The sequence below is a fragment of the Bartonella taylorii genome (genome assembly GCF_023920105.1).
In the GTDB taxonomy this organism is placed as follows: Bacteria; Pseudomonadota; Alphaproteobacteria; order Rhizobiales; family Rhizobiaceae; genus Bartonella; species Bartonella taylorii.
Window position 1 is genome coordinate 934,122 of the sequence record NZ_CP083693.1, and the last position, 18,664, is coordinate 952,785.

Sequence of the window (18,664 nt, forward strand, 5' to 3'; positions counted from 1 at the left end):
TCTCATTACCCCATATAACCTTTTGTAACAAAAATTGACAATACCAATACCACATTTAAAATATAACCAAATGAGCAAAGAGAGAAAGAACTTCTACATTTTGCAAAATATCTTTAAAATAAAGCGCGTTCAGTAATATTTACAGAGGAGTTGAGATGCGGTTAACCAAACAGACAAATTATGCGCTCCGGATGCTCATGTACTGTGCAGATAATCAGGGATCTCTTAGTCGTATCCCAGAAATTGCCAAAGCATATGCCGTTTCCGAACTTTTTTTATTTAAAATCCTTCAACCACTTGTTGAAGCAGGTTTTATACAAACAGTACGCGGGCGTAATGGTGGCGTTAAATTAGCTAAACCCGCAGCAGAGATTTCGGTAGCTGATGTTGTAAAAGTAACAGAAGATAACTTTTCCATGGCAGAATGTTTCGATACTGCAGAATCTAATTGCCCACTAATAGATTTTTGTGGTTTAAGTACCGCACTTCAAAAAGCTTTAAATGCTTTTTTTGATGTATTATCAGTGATATCCCTTGCTGATCTTCAACGATCAACCTTTCAAAATCAATTTAAAATTGATGATCATAAAACAATAAACTAAGATAATATAAAAGGGAGATTAAGCATTTCTATTGCAGCAATAATATTAGCCGCCGGACGCGGTGAAAGGGTAAAATCTCCACACAAAATTCCAAAACAGTACCAGCTTCTAGGGCAAAAGCCGGTTATTTGTCATACTGTGCGTTGTTTTTTGCAGCATCCAGCCATCACAACGATTGTCCTCGTTATTCATCCAGAAGACCGCCAAATCTGTGAGCAAGCTATCGTTGATTTTAAAGAGCACCTTATCATCGTTGAAGGAGGTAATACACGTCAAATATCTACCTTATGTGGGCTTCATGCACTTAAAAAGTTCAAACCACAATATGTGCATATTCATGATGGTGCACGCCCCTTTATCGAAAACCAGCTCCTCGATCAAATCCACACAACTGTCAATCATCAAGAAGGCGTTCTTCCCGTTCTCGCAATTTCTGATACTCTCAAACGCATAAATAGCGCATACCATGTTTTAGAAACAATTCCACGCACTAACCTTTATAGTGCACAAACTCCACAGTGTTTTCCTTTTGAACGCATCTTAGCTGCCCATGAAAAAGCAATGCAAGCTTGTAAAAAAGAATTTACTGATGATTCTGCAATTGCGGAATGGTTTGGAATTCCTATGCGTAGCATCCTTGGAGACCCTAATAACATAAAAATTACATGGCACGAAGATTTTGATACCGCACATCTATATCTTCAAAAAAAAATGCAAATATTTCCTGATATCCGTACCGGCAATGGTTATGATGTTCATTCTTTCGAGAAAGGAACTTCCCTTATATTATGTGGCATAGAAATTCCTTTTCATAAAAAATTGAATGGACACTCCGACGCGGATGTCGCGCTTCATGCACTAACAGATGCTCTTCTCGCTACGCGAGGTGCAGGAGATATCGGTACACATTTCCCCCCCTCTGATCCCCAATGGAAAAATGCATCATCAGAAATTTTTCTTCGTCACGCTCTTGATATTGTTAAACAAGCACGCGGTCGTATTGCCAATGTTGATATCACGCTGATCGCCGAAGAACCTAAAATCGGCCCCTATCGTCATAAAATGAGAGAAAATCTTATGAATATACTCACAATTTCACCCGATCGAATCTCCATCAAAGCAACAACAAATGAAAAGCTCGGATTTATTGGTCGTGGTGAAGGCATCGCGGCTTTTGCAACAGCGAGCGTCCTTTATCTAGGAGAAATTCCTAAATGACATATTTTTGTGAAAAACAAGCACGTGAAGTCCTTACAGCATGTCGCCAAAAAGGTTTGCTTTTAACCACTGTTGAATCTTGTACAGGAGGGCTCATTGCTGCAAATCTTACACATATTGCAGGGTCATCAGATGTATTTGATTGTGGATTTGTCGTTTATTCAAATGAATCGAAAACACACCTTGTTGGTGTATGCGCTGAACTTATAGAAAAATACGGTGCCGTTTCAAAGGAAGTTGCGCTTGCAATGGCTGAGGGTGGATTAAAATACTCACAAGCTGGAATTGCTGTCTCTGTAACAGGAATTGCAGGACCGGGGGGAGCATGTCTTAATAAACCTGTAGGGCTTGTACATTTCGCAGTTGCTTACAAGAATCATAAAACTCTGCATACGGAAATGCATTTCGGAGATCTTGATCGCAACACTATACGCTATGCAACCGTTGAAAATGCTTTAAAAATGATCTTGGAATCTCTCCAATGATATTCTCCACAGTCCAATTTCTAGATTTTACCTCATCACAATCACAGTCCATAACATGCAATACTGATTATGCAACAAAATCAACTGAATAAATTATGTTCTCGGAGAACCGTAAATTCGATGCGCACGCATTTCAAAAGCATCGGTGAATTTACGGAAAGCAATATCAAACATTGATCCCATCACCAATCCAAGCATTTTGCTTTTAAACTCATAATCAATAAAAAACTCTACATTACATGCATTGGTATTCTCAATATCATGAAAGATCCAACGATTTTCAAGATATCTGAATGGGCCATCAATATATTTAACCTCTATCAGATTTTTCTTCGGCTGGAGAAGTACTTGGGTCGTGAAAGTTTCTCGGATAACCTTGTAGCCAACTATCATGTCAGCAAGAAGCAATGTCTTTTCCTCATATTCCTTACGAGAACGGACTACTAACGCCTCACACATTGGTAAAAATTCAGGATAACGCTCAATATCTGCAACAAGATCAAACATTTCACTGGCACTATGGGCAATCTGCCGATGTGTTATAAAAGATGGCATAACTATCTCTGCAAAGCAAATTTTTCATCACGCGCTTTTTGCAAAATTGCGAAATCATCGCCTGCATGATGAGATGAACGCGTCAGAGGGTTGGAAGCCATATGTAAAAAACCTTTTACTTTACCAATCTTGGCAAAAGATACAAATTCTTCAGGAGATACAAAACGAATAACCGGATGATGCTTTCGCGTAGGCTGTAAATATTGCCCAATTGTCATAAAATCAACATCAGCAGAGCGCAAATCATCCATCAATTGAAGTATTTCATTTCGTTCTTCCCCAAGGCCAACCATAATCCCCGATTTTGTAAAAATTGTTGGATCAAGTTCTTTAACGCGTTGTAATAACCGGATTGAATGAAAATAACGCGCCCCTGGACGAACCTTTAAATATTTAGATGGAACTGTTTCTAAATTATGATTAAAAACATCAGGCTTAGCAGCAACAACAATTTCTAAAGCTCCATCTTTATGGCGAAAATCAGGTGTAAGAACTTCAATTGTTGTCTTGGGAGCCTTTTTACGAATAGCATAAATAACTTTTGCAAAATGCTCAGCACCACCATCAGCAAGATCATCACGATCAACAGATGTAATCACGACATGTTTTAATTCCATCTGTGCAACGGCATCCGCCACACGTTCTGGCTCATTATCATCAACTTCAAGTGGAATACCTGTTGCAACATTGCAAAAAGCACATGCCCGTGTACATATTTCACCCAAAATCATAAAACTAGCATGCCGCTGACTCCAACACTCGCCAACATTTGGGCATCCCGCTTCTTCACATACGGTTACTAATTTATGAGTGCGTACAATACTATGCGTTTCTTTATATATCTGTGATGTTGGCGCTTTTACGCGAATCCAATCCGGTTTTTTTTGAATGCTTGTATCCGGACGATGCGCCTTTTCAGGATGACGCAGACGCCTATTTGTAACTCTATCAACCACCGTAACCATTTAAGACCTCTGCCTTTTAAATATGGAATGCAAATCACATAAAAACAAGATTTTCAAGCAATCCAACTATCAAGCATTTAAAACCTGACCATAAGCATCCAATACACTCTCTTTCATCATTTCTGATAATGTTGGATGTGGAAAAACGGTATGCATCAATTCTTCTTCGGTTGTTTCAAGATTCATAGCAACAACAAAACCTTGAATTAGTTCTGTTACTTCTGCTCCTACCATATGGGCACCAAGCAGCTGCCCCGTTTTTTTATCAAAAATAGTTTTAACCAATCCCTGATCTTCCCCTAAAGCAATTGCCTTACCATTCGCTGCAAAAGAATAACGACCAACACGTATATCATAGCCAGCTTCTTTTGCTGCTGTTTCTGAAAGCCCTACAGAGGCAACTTGTGGTGTACAATATGTACATCCTGGAATTTTTCTCTTATCAAGCGGATGAATATTCTCCAAACCCGCAAGATGTTCAATGCATATCACGCCTTCTTCTTCTGCTTTATGTGCCAACATAGGAGGACCAGCCACATCACCGATAGCATAAATACCCTCTACCCCTGTCCAACTCCATTCATCGGTTACAATACACCCGCGTTCAGTTTTTATACCCAATGCTTCTAATCCTAGATTCTCAATATTACCCTGAACCCCAACAGCTGAAATCAACCGATCAGCTGTAATTGTTTTTGTCTTACTCTTAACATCAATATGCGCAATAACAGAATCATAAGCTTTTTCAACCTTCATTACTTTCGCTTGCGTGAGAATTTGTATACCTTTTTTCTCTAACTGTTTACGAGCAAATGTTGAAATTTCAACATCCTCAGCAGGCATAATATGAGGCATCATTTCAACAACAGTTACTTTTGCTCCCATATCATGATAAAAAGAGGCAAATTCAATGCCAATTGCTCCAGACCCCATTACCAAAAGCGATTTCGGCATTGACTGTGGGATCATAGCTTCAAAATAAGTCCAAATAAGTTTTCCATCTGGCTCAATACCAAGAAGAGAACGAGGACGTGCACCCGTTGCAATAATAATGTGCTTTGCTTGATAAGTTCCTTCCCCTAATGTACCTTTAGGTACTGGATTTTGCGGTTGCATAATCGGTTTAGACGATGAAGAAACTACAATTTCCGTAGGGTGACTCCCTTTTGCCTTCTTGGTAAGCTTTGCTTCACCCCAAATAATGTCGATTTTGTTTTTTTTCATCAAAAAACCAACACCAGCATTTAAACGCGCTGAAACCCCGCGTGAACGTGCTACAACATCTTTGATATTTGTTTCAATTGACCCGTTAAGCTTCAGTCCATAATCTTTTGCATGTTCAGCAAAATGCTTTATTTCCGCCGAACGCAAAAGTGCCTTTGTTGGAATACACCCCCAATTTAAGCAAATCCCACCAAGATGTTCACGTTCAACAATCGCAGTCTTGAAGCCACATTGCGCCGCACGAATTGCGGTTACATATCCTCCAGGACCCGATCCAATCACAATTACATCATAAAGATTCGCCACAGTAATTCCTCCATGGATATATACAAAACGGATACACACTCTCTGAGATTAAGACTAAAAAGCAACTTGACAGAATCTCGTGTCTTTCATTTCAAACTCACCATATATGCCTTTATCAGATCAGAAGAGGCAGCAATATCGCCATTCAAACTCTCTCAATCTAGCCTCTACCATATTAACATATCATACCCACACACAATTTATGTGAAGCACTTTTAAACAGCTCAAATTAACATTGCTAATGGATTTTCAATCATCTTCTTAAAAGTCCGCGCAAGCTCTGCTGCTAACGCACCATCAACAGCACGATGATCAGCAGAAATCGTAACCGACATGACCGTTGCAACCACCAATGCACCATTTTTAACAACAGCCCGCTGTTCACCTGCTCCAATCGCAAAAATCGTCGCATGCGGCGGATTAAGAATAGCAGAAAAACTTTTCACACCATACATCCCCATATTTGATACAGCTGTTGTTCCCCCCTGATATTCTTCCATTTTTAACTTGCGCTCACGTGCACGCTTTGCAAAATCCTTCATCTCATGAGAAATAATCGATAAAGATTTTCCTTCTGCATGACGAACAATTGGTGTAATTAATCCATTTGCAACAGATACAGCTACCCCAACATCACAATGTTTGTGATGAAGTATTCCATCTTCAAGCCAAGATACATTTGCATCAGGAACTGCCTTCAAAGAAAGCGCTACCGCTTTAATAATCATGTCGTTAACGGAAAGTTTGTAAACAGGCGTAGCCCCTTCTTGCGTCTTAACCATCGGTGCCGCAGCATTCAATTGCGTACGCAACTCCAATAACGCATCGAGTTCGCAATCTAGAGTCACATAGAAATGTGGTATTTTTTGCTTTGATTCCACCAAACGTTTAGCGATTGTTTTACGCATATTATTATGGGGTATGAATGTGTATTCATCTTCTTTGAAAAGTTGCAATATCTGTTTATCAGAAGCAGCTGCCACTATCGGCTGATCAATTTGTGATGAGCCAGAAGTCCTTAAAATACCACTATCTACAGCTTTTTCTACATCACACTTGATAATACGCCCATGAGGACCGCTCCCAGTAACAAGTGATAAATCAAGGCCCGCATGAGCCGCTAATCGCCGCGCTAAGGGAGAAGCAAATAGGCGTATGTCTTTTTTATCTTTTTTTACTAACTGCTGATTCAGCGATACAGGAGACACCTGTGCTGTCTTTAAATCTTCCTGTTTTGCATCTTTTAATTCTTTGATTGCAAAAGAGGCAGAGATTTCTTCTGTAACCTTTGCAGCCTCGGCCAAATCTTCACCTTCTTCTGCTAAAACAGCAATTAAACTATTCACTTTAACGCCTTGCGTTCCAGCAGGAACAACGATCTTAGCAACCTTTCCCTCATCAACAGCCTCTATTTCCATTGTTGCTTTATCTGTCTCAATTTCAGCAATAACATCACCAGAGGAAACCTTATCTCCTGCTTTAACATTCCATTTTGATAAAGTCCCTTCTTCCATCGTTGGAGAAAGCGCGGGCATTGTAATTTTAATGGGCATAGTGCTTTCCTCCGTTATGCTTTATAAGTCACAGACTTAACGGCTTCGACAATTTCAGCAATGTTGGGCAAAGCCAATTTTTCAAGATTGGCAGCATAAGGCATGGGAACATCCTTGCCAGAAATTGTAGCAACTGGCGCATCAAGATAGTCAAAAGCCTGCTGCATAACACGCGTTGCTATTTCAGTGCCAACGGATGACTGAGGATACCCCTCTTCAATTGTTACCAAACGACCTGTCTTTTTAACTGAAGAAAGAATTGTTGGAAGATCCATCGGACGAATTGTCCGTAGATCAATTAATTCTACATCAATACCTAGTTTTTCAATTTCTTGCAACGCTTGAACTGCATAATGCATCCCAATTCCACACGCAACAATCGTAACATCTTGCCCAGATTTATGAATACGTGCCCGACCGATAGGTAAAACAAAATCATCTATTTGAGGAACGTCAAATTGATGACCATACAAAATCTCATTTTCAAGAAAAATAACAGGATTATCATCACGAATAGCAGCTTTTAGCAAACCTTTTGCATCTGCAGCACTATAAGGCATAACAACTTTAAGACCTGGCACATGACTATACCATGCGGCATAGCACTGAGAATGTTGAGCGCCTACACGCGCAGCCGCACCATTGGGACCACGAAAAACCATAGGAGCGGTCATTTGTCCACCAGACATATAACGCGTTTTTGCTGCTGAGTTGATAATTTGATCAATTGCCTGCATAGCAAAATTAAACGTCATGAACTCAACAATGGGACGCAACCCTCCAAAGGCAGCACCAACAGCTAATCCTGCAAAACCATGTTCTGTGATTGGTGTATCGATAACTCTGCGTGCACCAAATTCTTCCAATAAACCTTGGCTAACTTTATAAGCACCTTGATATTGCGCTACTTCTTCTCCCAACAGAAAAACCATCTCATCACGCCGCATCTCTTCAACCATAGCCTGATTAAGCGCTTCACGTACTGTCATTGTAACTGTTTGTGTCCCAGCTGGAATATCAAAATCAGGAGTGGTATCAAAGCTAGGAGGAGCTGGTATTAACGAAGAAAGAGAGGAAGATACAGCTTCAGTTTTTTGAGGTATATTCAAAGAATTAGTAGTCTGTGAAATATCCTCAACACTTTCATCTTCCTCCAACAATACCGCAATAACGGTATTAACCTTCACACCTTCAGAACCTTCAAGCACATAAATTTTGCCAAGAGTTCCTTCATCTACAGCCTCTACTTCCATTATTGCTTTATCCGTTTCAATTTCGGCAATTGCATCACCAGAGCTAATTTTATCGCCTTCTTTCTTTAGCCATTTAGATAATTTACCTTCTTCCATCGTTGGTGAAAGCGCCGGCATCAAAATATCAATAGACATACTTGCTTCCCTCGCATCAAACTAAAACATCAGTATAGAGCTCAGAAGCATCTGGCTCTTGATCACTTTGCGCAAAATCCGCCGCATCCGCAACAACCGCACGCACTTCTTTATCAATAGACTTTAAATCGTCTTCGCTCGCAAAACCTTGTTCAAGAATGCGATTCTTCACCTGATCAATCGGATCGTGATCCTCTTTTATTTTCTGAACCTCTTCTTTTGAGCGATATTTTGCTGGATCAGACATGGAATGACCACGATAGCGATAGGTCTGCATATCAAGAATAATCGGCCCTTTGCCCGAACGCGCCCAAGAAATTGCTTCATCAGCAGCTCCTTTTACTGCTCGAACGTCCATACCGTCAACAACAATGCCTGGAATTTCAAAAGAAAGACCACGACGAGAAAAATCCGTCTCTGCCGATGCACGCACAACTGATGTTCCCATAGCATACTGATTATTTTCAATAATATAAACAACAGGAAGTTTCCAAAGTGAAGCCATATTAAAACTTTCGTAAACCTGCCCCTGATTAGCAGCACCATCACCAAAATACACCAATGTCACATTATCTTTACCAAGGTACTGATTCGAAAATGCCAAACCGGAGCCAATTGGAACCTGCGCGCCAACAATACCATGTCCACCATAAAAATTCTTTTCTTTAGAAAACATATGCATCGAGCCCCCCTTCCCCTTAGAAAAGCCACCTTGACGCCCCGTGAGTTCTGCCATGACACCACGCGGACTCATACCAACCGCCAGCATATGCCCATGATCACGATAAGACGTAATAACTTGATCGCCTTCTTTAGCCGCCTTCAGCGTTCCAATAACAACAGCTTCCTGCCCAATGTAGAGATGACAAAAACCACCAATAAGCCCCATACCATAAAGTTGCCCTGCTTTTTCTTCAAAACGACGAATTAAAAGCATCTCACGATAGGCATCAATTTCTTCTTCTTTTGTAAAACGCGCTATTGGTGCTCTCTTTGTGGTGTTTGATAATGCAGTGCACACCACCGACGCAGAACCTTTTTTAGACCTTTCTGCCATATTAAACTCCCTTTTATGATTATTTAGGAATAACCTTTACGAACAAAAGTTACAAGCATTATCAATCAGCTCAAACACTACCATAGGTAATTGTTTCAAAATATTTTTTGAAATTATATCATTTACAAGGAGTTAGGATTGTCAATTCATTTGGCTTGGAAAAGTTTAAATTTTTCCGGATATACTCATCCAACATATCTTTTTCAATGTGCCCATTGCGCAAAAGAGAAATACGCTTTTCCATGTATATCCGTTTAGATTCTACTTTATGAAGTTCCTCTTCTAATTCAACAATATGTTGATTAACTTCACTGCGTGAATATAACCCGTATTCACCATGATAAATGTGATAACTGAAATAGCTCAAAACTCCCACCGTCATAAGTGGTAGTACAAAGCGCACTTTGATTGATCGGCGTTTCTGCTTTGTCCACATAAAATAGCACAGTCTTTATAGCATAATCCTCTTAATAATTAGCCAAACTATGCATAATTTTATTAATACCTCATTACCAAATGACCTACAGGAAAATGATTTGTAGAGCTATACACTAAAATACCTCTTATATAACAAGACTATGCCATATTAGCTTCTGTTATATCATAACCCTCTGTATTCACTAATTTGTAACTCCATGCCCATTTTGGTCAGTAAATTTTCCTGTTAAAATAAATATAAGATCAATAACCTGCCAAATCAAAGTCACAGCCAATCTAATAATTGATAAAAACAAAATAAGTATTAAAATACCCGTTCTAATTTTACCAACCATAAAGCGATGGATCCTCAACAAACTAACAAACAATAGCTCCTATCACTTGTGATTGTTCTGACGGTTTTTCCAGCAAGAGAGGAACAACCGATTTAATGGAATCACCTTCACAACAAAATCAACAGCATCACCAACCCTCGGCGGCTTTTTCCTAACTAATCCCAAGTCGCGAATTGATAGCACTTACCATTATCACCCACAACAAGATAACTCTCTTGATCCTGACCAAAATTTTACCTCTCATCTTTACCAGCTCTAAAATTGTTACTTATGTGTTATTTATAAATAAATTTCTTCTAGCTTGATAATATGTTGATAAACTTTACTGCGTGAATACAACTTGTACCCACCGTGATAAATGTGATAATTAAAGTAGCTTAAAATTCTCCTCCGCTATAAGCGGCAATATAAAATATATCTTGATTACTTTACAAGTTTATTTTGACCGTATAAAATAGTACAGTCTTTTTCACTACTTTTAATAAATTATGCATAATTTTTATTAATGTACATTATAAAATACATATAGCAAAACAATTCAGTATCATACACTTAAATAACTTTACCACAATAAAGTAAACAGTATTATCTACTCTTTATACTTTATATTACAATAATATAACTTCTACTAATGTATAATTTTCCTCCCATCTTTGTCAGTAAACCTCCCAGAGACAATAACTATAAAGTCAACAATTGCCCAAATCCCTGTAATTACTAACCCAGCAAGTGTTAAAGATAGAATAAGCATTAAAGCACCGGTTCTAACTTTACCAACCATAAAACGGTGAACACCAAATACACCGGTGAACCAACAAATAAGTGCAAGCATTAATTTAAAATTTTCTGAACTTTGCTGGAACAATGGAAAAACAGAACTGACGGTATCCTCTGCGCACATAAAATCAACAGCATCACCCACCCTCGGTGGATTTTTTCCTAACCAATCCCAAGTCGAAAACTGATAACGCTTACCATCATCACCGGAAATGAGATACGTTCCCTGCTCTTGACTAATAATTATACCTCTCATCTTTAACACCTATAAAATTGTTGTATACATATCTTACAGTTAAATTTTATAATCTCAATGAAATCACAATCTAAAATCTTATGCTCATGACTCAACGATGCCAATTACCAGCATAACATGCCTGATTCCCTAGGATTTCTTCAATGCGAATGAGCTGATTATACTTTGCCAATCTATCCGAACGTGCAAGCGAACCCGTTTTAATTTGCCCACAATTTGTTGCAACAGCAAGATCAGCAATGAAAGAATCTTCCGTTTCTCCTGAACGATGAGATATAATAGCACGATAACCTGCTTTATGCGCTGTTTCTACAGCATCAAGCGTTTCACTTAACGTTCCAATCTGGTTAACTTTAATAAGGATAGAATTAGCAGCACCCATTTTGATACCATCACGCAAGCGCGCTGAATTTGTTACAAACAAATCATCACCAACAAGCTGACATTTTTTACCAATCGAATCAGTAAGTAACTTCCAGCCTTCCCAATCATCTTCAGCCATCCCATCTTCAATCGTAATAATGGGATAAGTTTCAACAAGTTTTGCCAAATAATCTACCTGTTCTTGAGCATCACGACATTTGCCCTCACCTTTATAGAAATACGAACCATTTTTATAAAACTCTGTCGAAGCACAATCTAAACCAAGTGCAATTTGTTCACCTGGTTTATATCCACAGGTTATTATAGATTCCATAATAAAATCAATTGCTTGCTCAGCACTTTTAAATTGGGGTGCAAAACCACCTTCATCACCAACATTGGTATTATAACCTGCATCTTTTAAACGTTTTTTTAACGTATGAAAAATTTCAGCACCATAGCGGATTGCTTCTTTCACCGTTGATGCCCCTACAGGAATAATCATAAATTCTTGAAAATCAATTGGATTATCAGCATGGACACCACCATTAATAATATTCATCATAGGCGTGGGAAGAACATGCGCTTGTGTACCGCCAATATAACGATATAAAGGCAAATTTAATGATTCTGCAGCCGCTTTTGCAACGGCCAATGAAACACCGAGAAGTGCATTGGCACCAAGACGCCCTTTGTTTGGTGTTCCATCCAAGGCGATCATTGCTTGATCAATGGCCATTTGATTTCTTGCATCTCGCCCACCAAGTTCTTTAAGAATTTCGCCATTTACTGCAGCAATCGCTTTTTCAACGCCTTTTCCTTGATAGCGCATGCCACCGTCCCGAAGCTCGATAGCTTCATGTACTCCCGTCGATGCCCCTGAGGGAACAAGAGCACGACCTAAAACTCCATTTTCCAAATGAACATCAACTTCTACCGTTGGGTTACCTCGGCTATCGAGCACTTCACGTCCGATGATATCGACAATTATAGTCATGCGCGTTTCCTTATCCAACAAAAGCCTCTATTCATTTTAAACGCCATAATGATGGAATATCTTCTCTATTCAATTCATCTTTTTTGATAAATAATCAAATTTCATTAAAGTCTCAAGAAGCCTTTGCAAATGATCAATTTTAACCATATTAGGCCCATCAGAAGGCGCATTATCTGGGTCTTGATGCGTTTCTAAAAACACACCTGCCACTCCAACAGAAACAGCTGCACGCGCCAAAACTTCAACAAATTGACGCTGTCCACCAGATGAATTCCCTTGCCCTCCTGGCTCTTGAACAGAATGTGTTGCATCAAAAATAACAGGAGCACCAAATGAACGTAAAATAGGCAATGAACGCATATCAGAAATAAGTCGATTATAACCAAATGACGTGCCTCGCTCACAAAGCATAACATTCAGATTACCACTTTGCGTAACCTTTCTTAAAACATTTTCCATATCCCATGGTGCCAGAAACTGTCCTTTTTTAATATTGATAACACGGCCCGTTTTGGCTGCTGCTGTCAAAAGATCTGTTTGACGACATAAAAAAGCGGGTATTTGCAAAATATCTACCGTTGACGCAACAAGTGTGCATTGCTCTTCTGTATGAACATCAGTCAATACCGGACAATTAAATTCCTTCTTCAAATCAGAAAAAATAGCCATTGCTTTTTCAAGACCAATGCCACGTGCCGCACTTATGGATGTTCTGTTGGCTTTATCGTAACTAGATTTATAAACAAACCCAATACCAATTTGATCTGTAATTGTTTTAATCCGTCCAGCCATTTCAAAAGCATGATCTCGGCTTTCCATCTGGCACGGTCCCGCAATCAATGAAAGAGAGGCTCTATTTGAAAAGATAACATTCCCAACTTTCACAATGGCATTTGATTTAAACATTATATCCCTCAAAAAGCAAATAATCCAATTTATGCATTAAACTAATCGGCTCTGTTCCACAGTGGCTTTAATAAAAGAAGAAAAAAGCGGGTGTGGATCAAATGGACGTGACTTTAATTCTGGATGATATTGAACACCTATGAACCATGGATGATCTACATATTCTATTGTTTCTGGCAAAATACCATCTGGAGACATACCAGAAAAAATCAAACCACACTGTTCTAGCTTGTCTTTATAATCAATATTTACTTCATAACGATGACGATGTCGTTCACAAATCCTTGTCCTCCCATAAATTTGGGCAATATGGCTGCCTACCTTTAATTCAGCTGCAAAAGCACCAAGGCGCATTGATCCACCAAGATTTCCACATTTTGTACGTTTCTCAAGAACATCCCCTTTGAGCCATTCTGTCATCAAACCCACAATTGGATTTTTTGTTTCGCAAAATTCACTTGATGAAGCATTTTCAATCTGTGCAATATTGCGCGCAGCTTCTATGCAAGCCAATTGCATTCCAAAGCAAATACCTAAAAACGGAACTTTAAGTTCCCGCGCAAATTGAATCGCTTGAATTTTACCTTCTGCACCACGTGCTCCAAACGCACCAGGAACCAAAATTCCATGAACTTTTTGCAAATAGGACGCAGATTCTTCTTTTTCAAGAAGTTCCGCTTCAATCCATTCAATATTAACTTTTACTTTATTGGCTAAACCACCATGCGCAATCGCTTCAGTAAGAGATTTATAAGCATCCTTCAATCCCGTATATTTCCCAACAACAGCAACTGTTACTTCCCCTTCAGGATGGTGAATCCGATGTGTAATATCTTCCCAACGATCCATTTTAGGTTTAGGTGTCGGATTTATTCCAAAAGCGGAAAGAACTTCTGAATCTAACCCCTCTTTATGATATGCTATGGGAACATCATAAATCGTTGGCATATCCAATGCCTGAATAACTGCATTTGGGCGAACATTACAAAAAAGTGATAATTTACTCCGTTCTGTTTCTGGAATAGGACGATCTGCACGTACCAATAAAATATCAGGGGCAATACCAATTGATTGTAATTCTTTGACCGAATGTTGTGTTGGTTTGGTTTTTAACTCACCAGCCGAAGAGATATAAGGCATTAATGTAAGATGTACATAAACAACACTTTGCCTCGGCAATTCATTTTGGAGCTGACGAATCGCTTCTAGAAACGGCATTGCTTCAATATCACCAACCGTTCCACCTATTTCACACAAAACAAAGTCAAATTCTTCGTTTTCCGTAGTAATGAATCTCTTAATTTCATCGGTAACATGAGGAATAACCTGAACCGTTGCCCCCAAATAATCACCACGTCGTTCTCGTTCAATGATATTGCGATAAATACGCCCTGTTGTGATATTATCTTGGCTATTTGCAGAACGGCCGGTAAAACGCTCATAATGACCAAGATCAAGATCGGTTTCTGCACCATCGTCAGTTACAAACACTTCCCCATGTTGATAAGGTGACATGGTACCTGGATCAACATTCAAATAAGGATCAAGCTTGCGAAGCCGTACACGGTACCCACGAGCCTGCAATAATGCAGCTAACGCCGCTGCAGCAATACCTTTTCCAAGGGAAGAAACCACACCACCAGTAATAAAAACATAACGTGCCATGGGCTTATGTTGATAAGCAGTTTATCATGATTTTTCCAGTAAAAAATGCAAAAAGAAACAATTTTTCTTCTATAAAATAAAAAAGGTGAAATAATCACCTTTTTTAAAATCTATACTTTCTTAAAAAACTATTTTATACTGTCATCCAGAATTGGATTTTCATGGACCGGTGGAACTGGATTTTCAACTTCAGGACCTGTAGGCTGTTTTTGCTCCTGAGGCAAAACCGAAGTATCTCCTAGCTGTTCAAGAATAGAAGGTTGAGACTCTCCACCTGATGATGGGACTGCTTCTGAAGCCCCTTTACTTGTGGAGTTCTGTTCTGAATTAACCGGAATACGTTTGAGAATATCAGAACTGGAATTTGATATACTCCCCACCACAGTAAGCCCAATGGACACAGCAAAAAAACAACATGCTAAAATAGCAGTCAAACGTGTTAAGGGATTTTTGGTCCCACGCGTCCTCATCAATCCAGAACCACTACTCACACCAAGCCCACCACCTTCCGAAGGCTGAATTAGTATAACGCCAACCAAAGTAATAACAACCAAAAAATGGATAACAATAAGTACTGTTTGCATAAACCCTGCTCTTCAAATAACTCTTCATGGCTATTTACACATAAATAACACATAATCCAAGAGGTAACCAAGATTCCTCTATTATAATTTACGATAAACATCGCAAATAGTTAAAAAATCAATCGCTTTTAAGCTTGCTCCACCTATCAGAGCACCATTAACATGCGTAGTCCCCAAAAGCTCAAATGCATTGGATGGTTTAACTGATCCACCATAAAGTAAACGCATTTTATCCCCTTCGTCACCAAAACGAGAGCGCATCTCATCACGAATAAAATTATGCACTTCTGCAACATCTGCTGAAGTAGCCGTATTTCCTGTGCCTATAGCCCATACAGGCTCATAAGCGATAATAACATTCTCTGCTGTTGCATCACTTGGCAAAGATTCCTTAAGCTGTCGCGTAAGTACATCCAACACTTTATTATTTTTGCGCTCCTCTAATGTTTCGCCAATACAAACAAGAGCAACAAGACCTGCTCGCCACGCCGCTTGCACTTTAGCGCAAACAATTGCATCACTCTCCTGATAAACTGTGCGACGTTCCGAATGCCCAATAATGACATGACTTGCTCCTGCTTCTTTAAGCATAAAAGCTGAAACATCTCCGGTATAAGGGCCATGATCATCAAAATGACAATTTTGCCCCCCTAAGAGAAGATTTTCACCACCTAAAGTATCAGAAGCACGCGATAAAAGTGTTGTTGGAACACAAATAAGCGCTTCAAACAAACGTCCTAAATCAGAGCTAACACCCGCAGCAATGGCACGCAATTCTCCAAGCGATTCACCAGTTCCATTCATTTTCCAATTTCCAGCAATAAAAGGCCGAATATTTGGAGACATATCTTCACCTCAAGAGCTATCACAACACATTGTTTATCTTTAGGTATCAAATTATAAAATGAAAGCAAGTCTTTAAGCTTGCATCTTTTGTATCTTTATTGCACATTCCGTTACTGCTTTGATAAATAATTTATGCCAAAATATGGAATTGAACGATGCTTGACATCTTAAGAAACGCTACAAAATCTTGGGTTGCTAGGATTTTCCTTGCTATTTTGCTCGTATGCTTCATCCTTTTATGGGGAATCCCACAATTACATACAAAGAGTGAAAGAGACCTTCTTACTTCGGGAAAATCCACAATAACTGTCGATGATTATCGTCTCGCACTTGCTGATCAAAGCGCACGTTTAGCACTCGCATCTCATCTTGGACGAATGTTTACACCAGATGAAATACAGCAATATAAAATTCCCGCTTTTGTTTTCACTCAGTTGCAAAAAGATGTACTGTTTGATGAACAGGTGCGTAAACTGAAAATTAGTCTTTCAAAAGATACGATGGCTCGTATTCTTGGTGCTGATAATATGTTTCAAATAAATGGCGTCTTTGATAAGAATTTATTTCGTAACTATCTTCAGAATTTACATATCAGCGAAAGTAATTTCCTTGATTATTACACCAAAAAAGAAAAGCGTAATCAACTCATTTCAGCTTCGCTATCTGGAATAAAGGCACCAAATCTCTTTTATAAAGCGCTCGCTCTTTATCAAGGTGAAAGCCGTATTGCCGATTATCTCGTTATTGATCTCAAAGAAAAGAAAACAATTTCTGACCCCGATCAAGAAACATTGCAAAAATGGTTTGAAACGCATAGAAATGAATTTCGTACCCCAGAATACCGTACTGTTTCTTTATTAACTATGACATCGGCTGAGATTGTAAAACTCAAAGATATTTCAGCAGATGAAGTGAAAGCCTTTTATACACAAAATACTTCGCATTTTAGGACTCCTGAAAAACGTACGATTGAAGAATTACGATTCCCTACACGCGAAGCTGCCGATAATGCGGCAAAAAAAATAGCCGATGGATTGAGTTTTGATGAGCTCGTTAAAGCTGAAAACAAAACTCTCAATGACGTAAAAAAAGGGCCTTTTACAGAGAATGACCTTTCTAGTCACCTAGCATCTGAAATTTTTGAACTCAAACAAGGGCAAATTAGCGCTGTCATCAATGACTTACAAGGTCCTGTCATCATTCGTGTAACACATATTGAACCTTCAGTCTCTATTCCCTTTGAAAAGGTAGAAGAAAATATTCGCCAAACACTCGCCCAAAATCGTGCTGTAGATGATATGCGTAACAATTATACAGCAATTGAAAATGCACGTTTTGAGGGAGCTTCTCTTAAAGAGCTTGCTGAGCAATACAAATTGCCTATGCGCACAATCACTATTGATAAAACAGGAAAGACGATTGAAGGCGTAATACTTACGGATTTACCCCAGAAAGATATTTTATTGAACGCCATCTATCAATCAAATGAAGGTATCGATCTTGATCCTCTCCCCCTTCAAAAAGGTGGATATCTCTGGTATAGAGTAGATAAAATTATCCCTGCCCGCGATAAAACATTTGAAGAAGCCAAGCGAGACGCGCTTTCCCAATGGAAAAGTGAAGAAGTCCAACGCCTTCTTGATGAAAAGGCCAAAGATGCCCTCAAACAACTCACCGAAGGGAAGACTCTCGTTTCTCTTGCCAAGACACTTGGTGTCATAAAACAAACAACACAAGCCCTACGGCGCCAAGACTCATCGGAAATTCTTGGAGCTGAAGGTGTTAAAGCGTTATTTTCTGGACCTAAAGGTCATTATGGCATAGTAAAAGGTCCAGTAGCAAAAAACCGTATCATTTATCAAATAAAGACCGTAACCATTCCTCAAGACATTACCGCTCATACTCTTTCATCTGATATCCGTACCAATATAGATATGATAATGAGAGAGGATCTAAAACTAGAAATGCTACAAATTGCTAATAAAGAAGACCCTTTGGAAATTAATAGCACGTATTATAACCAAATCTTCAACACTCTCCAGTAAAAATGTTGTAAATAATTTGTAGTATTTAGGTAATAAAATCGCAATCAGAGCTTCTCCTATAACTGAGGAAGAAAAGTAATTTTCTTTTTCGTTAGTATC

General features: G+C 39.0%; 17 protein-coding genes. 4 read left to right on the forward strand and 13 right to left on the reverse strand.

Features of this window, described 5'->3' with window-relative positions; translation table 11 throughout:
* Nucleotides 1-155 precede the first annotated feature (155 nt).
* The 3 genes from rirA to LBE40_RS04160 are packed head-to-tail and all read left to right on the forward strand — an operon-like array spanning nucleotide 156 to nucleotide 2,305.
* Nucleotides 156-602, forward strand: coding sequence for an iron-responsive transcriptional regulator RirA (rirA, locus tag LBE40_RS04150; protein ID WP_004860185.1), 447 nt, complete (start codon nucleotides 156-158; stop codon nucleotides 600-602).
* A gap of 24 nt (nucleotides 603-626) precedes the next feature.
* Complete coding sequence (locus LBE40_RS04155) at nucleotides 627-1,820, forward strand: bifunctional 2-C-methyl-D-erythritol 4-phosphate cytidylyltransferase/2-C-methyl-D-erythritol 2,4-cyclodiphosphate synthase (RefSeq protein ID WP_196792899.1); 1,194 nt, start codon at nucleotides 627-629, stop codon at nucleotides 1,818-1,820.
* Nucleotides 1,817-2,305 carry a CinA family protein gene (locus LBE40_RS04160; protein WP_004860190.1) on the forward strand — a complete coding sequence of 163 codons (489 nt, stop codon included), beginning with the start codon at nucleotides 1,817-1,819 and terminating at the stop codon, nucleotides 2,303-2,305. The genes LBE40_RS04155 and LBE40_RS04160 overlap by 4 nt, the downstream gene beginning before the upstream one ends.
* 93 nt (nucleotides 2,306-2,398) lie before the next feature.
* Here LBE40_RS04160 and LBE40_RS04165 read toward each other — a convergent pair whose 3' ends face one another.
* The 13 genes from LBE40_RS04165 to tpiA form a co-directional block, all read right to left on the reverse strand.
* Complete coding sequence (locus tag LBE40_RS04165; protein WP_004860192.1) at nucleotides 2,399-2,860, reverse strand: type II toxin-antitoxin system RatA family toxin; 462 nt, start codon at nucleotides 2,858-2,860, stop codon at nucleotides 2,399-2,401.
* A 2-nt stretch (nucleotides 2,861-2,862) separates the two neighbouring features.
* Entirely contained in the window at nucleotides 2,863-3,825 is a 963-nt protein-coding gene (gene lipA, locus LBE40_RS04170; protein ID WP_004860194.1) for a lipoyl synthase, read from the reverse strand.
* Between the two features lie 69 nt (nucleotides 3,826-3,894).
* Nucleotides 3,895-5,355 (reverse strand): dihydrolipoyl dehydrogenase, encoded by a 1,461-nt coding sequence (gene lpdA / locus LBE40_RS04175; protein WP_004860197.1) that lies wholly within the window; start codon nucleotides 5,353-5,355, stop codon nucleotides 3,895-3,897.
* A gap of 224 nt (nucleotides 5,356-5,579) precedes the next feature.
* Nucleotides 5,580-6,908, reverse strand: a complete 1,329-nt coding sequence (locus LBE40_RS04180) for a pyruvate dehydrogenase complex dihydrolipoamide acetyltransferase (RefSeq protein ID WP_004860198.1) — start codon at nucleotides 6,906-6,908, stop codon at nucleotides 5,580-5,582.
* 14 nt (nucleotides 6,909-6,922) lie between these two features.
* A complete protein-coding gene (locus LBE40_RS04185; protein ID WP_004860200.1) occupies nucleotides 6,923-8,296 on the reverse strand; it encodes a pyruvate dehydrogenase complex E1 component subunit beta in 1,374 nt (457 codons plus the stop codon).
* A gap of 16 nt (nucleotides 8,297-8,312) precedes the next feature.
* Complete coding sequence (gene pdhA, locus LBE40_RS04190) at nucleotides 8,313-9,353, reverse strand: pyruvate dehydrogenase (acetyl-transferring) E1 component subunit alpha (RefSeq protein ID WP_004860201.1); 1,041 nt, start codon at nucleotides 9,351-9,353, stop codon at nucleotides 8,313-8,315.
* A gap of 118 nt (nucleotides 9,354-9,471) precedes the next feature.
* Nucleotides 9,472-9,789, reverse strand: coding sequence for an FtsB family cell division protein (locus tag LBE40_RS04195; RefSeq protein ID WP_004860203.1), 318 nt, complete (start codon nucleotides 9,787-9,789; stop codon nucleotides 9,472-9,474).
* A 965-nt stretch (nucleotides 9,790-10,754) separates the two neighbouring features.
* Nucleotides 10,755-11,159, reverse strand: a complete 405-nt coding sequence (locus tag LBE40_RS04210) for an NINE protein (protein ID WP_004860206.1) — start codon at nucleotides 11,157-11,159, stop codon at nucleotides 10,755-10,757.
* 91 nt (nucleotides 11,160-11,250) lie between these two features.
* Nucleotides 11,251-12,519, reverse strand: coding sequence for a phosphopyruvate hydratase (eno, locus tag LBE40_RS04215; RefSeq protein ID WP_004860209.1), 1,269 nt, complete (start codon nucleotides 12,517-12,519; stop codon nucleotides 11,251-11,253).
* 69 nt (nucleotides 12,520-12,588) lie between these two features.
* Nucleotides 12,589-13,425: a 3-deoxy-8-phosphooctulonate synthase gene (kdsA, locus tag LBE40_RS04220; protein WP_004860211.1), complete on the reverse strand. Its 837-nt coding sequence runs from the start codon at nucleotides 13,423-13,425 to the stop codon at nucleotides 12,589-12,591.
* A 36-nt stretch (nucleotides 13,426-13,461) separates the two neighbouring features.
* Nucleotides 13,462-15,090: a CTP synthase gene (locus tag LBE40_RS04225; RefSeq protein WP_004860214.1), complete on the reverse strand. Its 1,629-nt coding sequence runs from the start codon at nucleotides 15,088-15,090 to the stop codon at nucleotides 13,462-13,464.
* Between the two features lie 128 nt (nucleotides 15,091-15,218).
* The gene (secG, locus tag LBE40_RS04230) at nucleotides 15,219-15,674 is read right to left on the reverse strand and encodes a preprotein translocase subunit SecG (protein WP_004860216.1); all 456 of its coding nucleotides are present in this window, start codon (nucleotides 15,672-15,674) and stop codon (nucleotides 15,219-15,221) included.
* An 81-nt stretch (nucleotides 15,675-15,755) separates the two neighbouring features.
* Complete coding sequence (gene tpiA, locus LBE40_RS04235; protein WP_004860219.1) at nucleotides 15,756-16,520, reverse strand: triose-phosphate isomerase; 765 nt, start codon at nucleotides 16,518-16,520, stop codon at nucleotides 15,756-15,758.
* 155 nt (nucleotides 16,521-16,675) lie between these two features.
* Between tpiA and LBE40_RS04240 the strand changes: the two genes are divergently transcribed.
* Nucleotides 16,676-18,565, forward strand: coding sequence for a peptidyl-prolyl cis-trans isomerase (locus tag LBE40_RS04240; RefSeq protein WP_208432817.1), 1,890 nt, complete (start codon nucleotides 16,676-16,678; stop codon nucleotides 18,563-18,565).
* Nucleotides 18,566-18,664 lie beyond the last annotated feature (99 nt).